Here is a 4,827-nt window from a genome sequence, read left to right as displayed (position 1 = left end):
CTTTTCGTTATTTTATACTGACATAATAATCATAAATCGCTTGTAATATTATATAAGAGGAAGTCGCTCCAGCATCTTGATGCCCGATACTTCTTTCACCTAAATAACTAGCTCGCCCTTTAGTTGCTACAATAGTTTTAGTAAATTCAATCCCTTCTTTAGCAACCGCAATCGCTGCCACTAAAGTTTCAGTCATTGGCATTTTTTTCTGACGTCCATTTATAAAAACATCATGAACAGGCACTAAAACGTCCAGCATTGTTTTCTCGCCAGTTACCGCCTTACCACGCTCCTTAATACCATTAACAGCGGCATTTAAAATCTGTTCCGCCAAATCGACATCAATAACATCTTTACCTTGCGTCACACCAGCAGCTCTTAAAAAAGCAGTACCATACAGCGGACCAGAAGCCCCTCCAACATTGGAAATCAATGCCATCCCTACGGTTTTAAAAACAGTACTAAGATCAGTCGTCTCAGGCAAGGTTTCAATTTTAGCAATCACAGCCTCAAAACCTCTTGCCATATTTATTCCGTGATCACCATCACCAATAGCTTGATCTAATTCCGTTAAAAGCTGCTTGTTTTTAATAATTTCTGATCCAATGTATTTTATAAATTCAATTGCATTAGCCATATTCTCGCCTCTCCTTTTGTAGGGTTGGAAGGCTTGTTTAACACAAGCCTTATAATTATTTTTGAACAAACGCCGGAGTGTCTGCCGTAGCAAACAACAAGCCTTTTAATTCTTCATCTACTTTTAAGATACTAACTGAAAAACCAGCCATCTCTAAAGAAGTCATGTAGTTACCTACATAAGTTTTAACTGTTTTCACCCCTTTAGCTGCCAATAACTCCGCTACTTTTTTATTCGCAATATATAATTCCATTAATGGAGTTGCACCTAAACCATTCACTAAGACCGCAACTTCATCACCAGTATTTAAAGTCAAGTTACCAAATATTTTATCCATTAAATGTGCTGTAATTTCATCGGCTGAACTGATTTTTTCTCGATGTGTACCAGGTTCACCGTGAATACCCATACCAATTTCAACTTCATCTTCTGCCAATTCAAAACTAGGTTTACCCGCTGCCGGCACTGTACATGGTGCTAAAGCCATTCCCATGGAAGCAACATTATCAACTACCTTTTGCGCGATACCTTGAACCTCACTCAAACTACCACCAGCTTCAGCTTTCGCACCAGCTATTTTATGCACAAAGATAGTACCAGCAATACCTCTTTTCCCAATGGTCCAAGTACTGTTTTCTACAGCCACATCATCATCAACGATAACTTTTTCAACATTAATACCTTCAGCTGCAGCCATTTCGGCAGCCATTTCAAAATTCATAACATCACCGGTATAGTTTTTAATTACCAATAAAACACCTTTACCGCTATCAACCGCTTTAATCGCTTCAAAGACTTGATCCGGTGTTGGCGATGTAAAAACCGCTCCTGCTACCGCACCATCAAGCATTCCTAAACCGACAAAACCACCATGTGCCGGCTCATGTCCGCTACCACCACCACTAACCAAGGCAACCTTGTCACCTTTATCAGCTCTTACAATAACATTAAATCCGTCAACCCGTTTCACATACTCAGGATGTGCCAGAACAACACCTTGCAACATCTCCTCAACAACATTTTCAGGAACATTGATTATTTTTTTCATTTAAAATCTCCCCCTCTATGTTTTTAGTTATACTAAGGTCTCCACTATTTATAACTGCAAATACTGTGCCAAAAATCAAAATATTATTTTAAAATTTAACCCTCATAGTTCAAAGGCTTTTTTCAATAATGAAGAGCAATTTTTCGCAATAAAAAACACCCCTAGTAAAAAGTATCAATAAATCCATTTCTTCTTGATACTTTTTACTAGGGGTTGGTATTTTTAACTAGTATGCTTTTCAATGTTATATTTTTTCACCTTGCTGGCGACAGTTTTATGTGTCAACCCCAAGGCTTTCGCTGCCCCATTGTAACTACCACATTTGTTCAAGGCATGTTGAATTATTTGTTGCTCATAAACTTCCCACGGCAACACCACATCCTTACCGAGAAGTTTATCTTCACTAAGTAAAGTTTTATTAATATAAGCCGGCAAATTACTAACCTCAATGTAATCACCTTCCAACAAGGTGACCATTCTTTCAATTATATTTTCCAGCTCCCTAACATTGCCAGGCCACTTGTAAGCCGTTAAAACTTCCAAAGCATCATTTTTAATCCCTTTGATTTTTTTAGCCATCTCTTTATTGTATTTATCAATAAAATGTTGAGCTAATACACCCAAATCAGCAATTCGTTCGCGCAACGACGGCAAAAATAACGGAATAACATTTAGCCGATAATATAGATCTTCTCTAAATAAATCGTCCTTTAGCATTTGTTCTAAGTTGCGATTAGTCGCAGCTATAATTCTAACATCAACCTTAATCGTTTCTTCTCCACCAACTCGCTCAAATTCTTTTTGTTGCAAAACCCTAAGGAGTTTAACCTGCATACTTTTGTCCATATCACCTATTTCATCTAAAAAAATAGTCCCATTGTGTGCTAATTCAAACCGTCCCATTTTCTTTTTCACCGCACCGGTAAAAGCTCCTTTTTCATAACCAAACAATTCGCTTTCTAATAATGATTCCGGAATAGCCCCACAATTAACTCTAATAAATGGCCCTTTCGCGCGAAAACTGGCATTATGAATGCCCTGCGCAATAAGTTCTTTTCCGGTACCACTTTCGCCTCTTATCAACACCGTCGCATTACTCTTAGCCGCTTTCATCGCCATCGCTAAAACGTCTCTCACTACACCACTGCTACCAATATAAGTATTAAAAGCCTTATCACTTTTTTTCGTGCGAAAAAGCTCATCTTCCAAATAAGCTGCTTTCGCTTTCATACTATTAAGTTTATCCATTACACTTTGTAATTCCGTAATATTTTTCACTACGGATAGCACTCCGGCAATTTCTCCATCAATAATCAACGGATTTACATTGGCGACCACCGTAACCCCATTGCTTTTTTTCGTTATCGAAGCTATTTGCGGTTGTCCAGTTTTCAAAACAGTCGCTCTTAATCCATTCGGTGATATTTCATAAATATTTTTCCCCAAAACCGCCGCACTATTCTCTTCGACAATTTTTAAGTAAGAAGGATTTACATAAATTATTTCACCATTTTTATCTAGCATACAAATACCATCTTGTACTGTTGCTAAAATCAATTGTAGTCGCTCTTTTAACTCTTTTACCGCATATAATTCATCAGTAATTTTTTCAATAGCAGAAATATCATCAAAGATCGCAATCGCCCCTCTGATTTTGCCATTGATAATAATTGGTGTTCTATTAGCCATCGTAACTGCTTTACCTATAATTTGCTTAGAGTTTTTTTCGGCAACACCAGTTTGCCTAATAATATGTAGCCGAGTATTCGGCACAACATCGACCACATTTTTACCGATGGCTTTTTCAATCGGCACACCTAATAAATCAGCTGCTTTATTATTGTAGATAATGATTATATCATCTTCATTAGTTACAATTAGACCATTAGCAATATTAGAAAAAACTTCTTTTACCGTAAAGTCATTTTCTTGCAAAAGTTTATCGACTTCTTTTAAAATTTGCCAATTATTAACCGTAAAATCACTTTTTAAAAATGACAGCATTTCCTGAACAGCAACCTCCGCTGCTGCCCCTTCCGCGCTAATCCAAACCGTATCACCTTTAGTAATTTTCATTGACACCAATAACATTAAGTTTCTAATTTCTACTTGTGCCCCGCTAGCAAGCCTGATAAATAATTTACAATCATATTTAGTCCTAATTTCATAGGCTTTTTGGACAATCATTGCCGCTACTCTAGCATGCAAGCCATCTTCATGTGAGATTATCGCTGTTCCTTCTGACAACATCGTTAGCCACCATCCAAAATTTTAATTTATATAATAATTCGTTGATTAATAGCAATACCCCTTTTACTTTATTATTAAAGAAAAACTTTAGCCCTACAAATTAACAACATTTTATTAATTTTTTATATTTCTGTAAGTATTTATGCTTATTTTATGATAAAATAACTTTATATTTCTTATTTTATTTCTAATTTTGAATTTTTTTTACAGGATTTTTTTCTTTCCTGTCGAAATTCAATGCTTAGAAGTTATAATAACGGTGATGATTAATGATATTTATAATAGCAACGACAATTTTTTTTGCATTGAGCTTTTTTATCATTTATAAATTAGCAAACTTTATTGGCTTAAAGATCAGTATTAAGTCATTATTTTTGTGTGCAATTTGTTCCTTATTGATAAATTTAATTCTTCCTTTAAATATAAAGTTATTTAACCATTCCAATTTATCAATCGTTTTTATCATTGCTTTATTATCGTCTTACTTCATTACATATTACAATGAAAAAATAACTTCCAGTCAAATTGATCCTGACGAAGAAGCTTTTTTAAATACGGAAGTATTAAATGAGTTATTACCTTTAAAATTCAAAACTTTATTTTCTACAAAAAAACTTTTGACTGAGACTTCTTCAAATAAAGATAATGAGCCGATAATTATTGAAAATTTATCAATTAACAACAATACAACCCCAATAACCGAAGAGCCTGTTATTGAGACTGAAGTTAGCAACGAAGTAGTTGAGGAACCTGTTATTGAGACTGAAGCTAGCAACGAAGTAGTTGAGGAACCTATTATTGAGGCTGAAGTTAGTAACGAAGTAGTTGAGGAACCTGTTATTGAGACTTATGATAGTAACGAAATAGATGATGACCATGTTATAGTGACTGA

The 4,827-nt window shown here is 35.2% G+C and carries 4 protein-coding genes; 1 reads left to right on the top strand and 3 read right to left on the bottom strand.

The window, feature by feature from the left end; translation table 11 throughout:
- Nucleotides 1-7: 7 nt before the first annotated feature.
- From dhaL to KBI38_07970, 3 genes are all read right to left on the bottom strand, one after another.
- A complete protein-coding gene (dhaL, locus tag KBI38_07980; GenBank protein ID MBP8629988.1) occupies nucleotides 8-637 on the bottom strand; it encodes a dihydroxyacetone kinase subunit L in 630 nt (209 codons plus the stop codon).
- Nucleotides 638-692: 55 nt separating this feature from the next.
- Nucleotides 693-1,685 (bottom strand): dihydroxyacetone kinase subunit DhaK, encoded by a 993-nt coding sequence (dhaK, locus tag KBI38_07975; GenBank protein MBP8629987.1) that lies wholly within the window; start codon nucleotides 1,683-1,685, stop codon nucleotides 693-695.
- A 222-nt stretch (nucleotides 1,686-1,907) separates the two neighbouring features.
- Nucleotides 1,908-3,935 carry a sigma 54-interacting transcriptional regulator gene (locus KBI38_07970; GenBank protein MBP8629986.1) on the bottom strand — a complete coding sequence of 676 codons (2,028 nt, stop codon included), beginning with the start codon at nucleotides 3,933-3,935 and terminating at the stop codon, nucleotides 1,908-1,910.
- A gap of 269 nt (nucleotides 3,936-4,204) precedes the next feature.
- Here KBI38_07970 and KBI38_07965 point away from each other — a divergent pair.
- Nucleotides 4,205-4,827 (top strand): hypothetical protein (locus KBI38_07965; GenBank protein ID MBP8629985.1); only part of this gene is annotated, 623 nt, incomplete at its 3' end.

Source organism: Negativicutes bacterium (assembly GCA_018052945.1).
Taxonomy (GTDB): domain Bacteria; phylum Bacillota; class Negativicutes; order JAGPMH01; family JAGPMH01; genus JAGPMH01.
Note: the sequence above shows the minus strand (reverse complement) of the source record. Positions and strands in the feature narration are given on the sequence as shown.

Bases quoted from the DNA above. Each gene is read 5' to 3' on its own strand.
- KBI38_07970 (MBP8629986.1), bottom strand. From the start codon at position 3,935: ATGTTGTCAGAAGGAACAGCGATAATCTCACATGAAGATGGCTTGCAT.
- dhaL (MBP8629988.1), bottom strand. From the start codon at position 637: ATGGCTAATGCAATTGAATTTATAAAATACATTGGATCAGAAATTATT.
- dhaK (MBP8629987.1), bottom strand. From the start codon at position 1,685: ATGAAAAAAATAATCAATGTTCCTGAAAATGTTGTTGAGGAGATGTTG.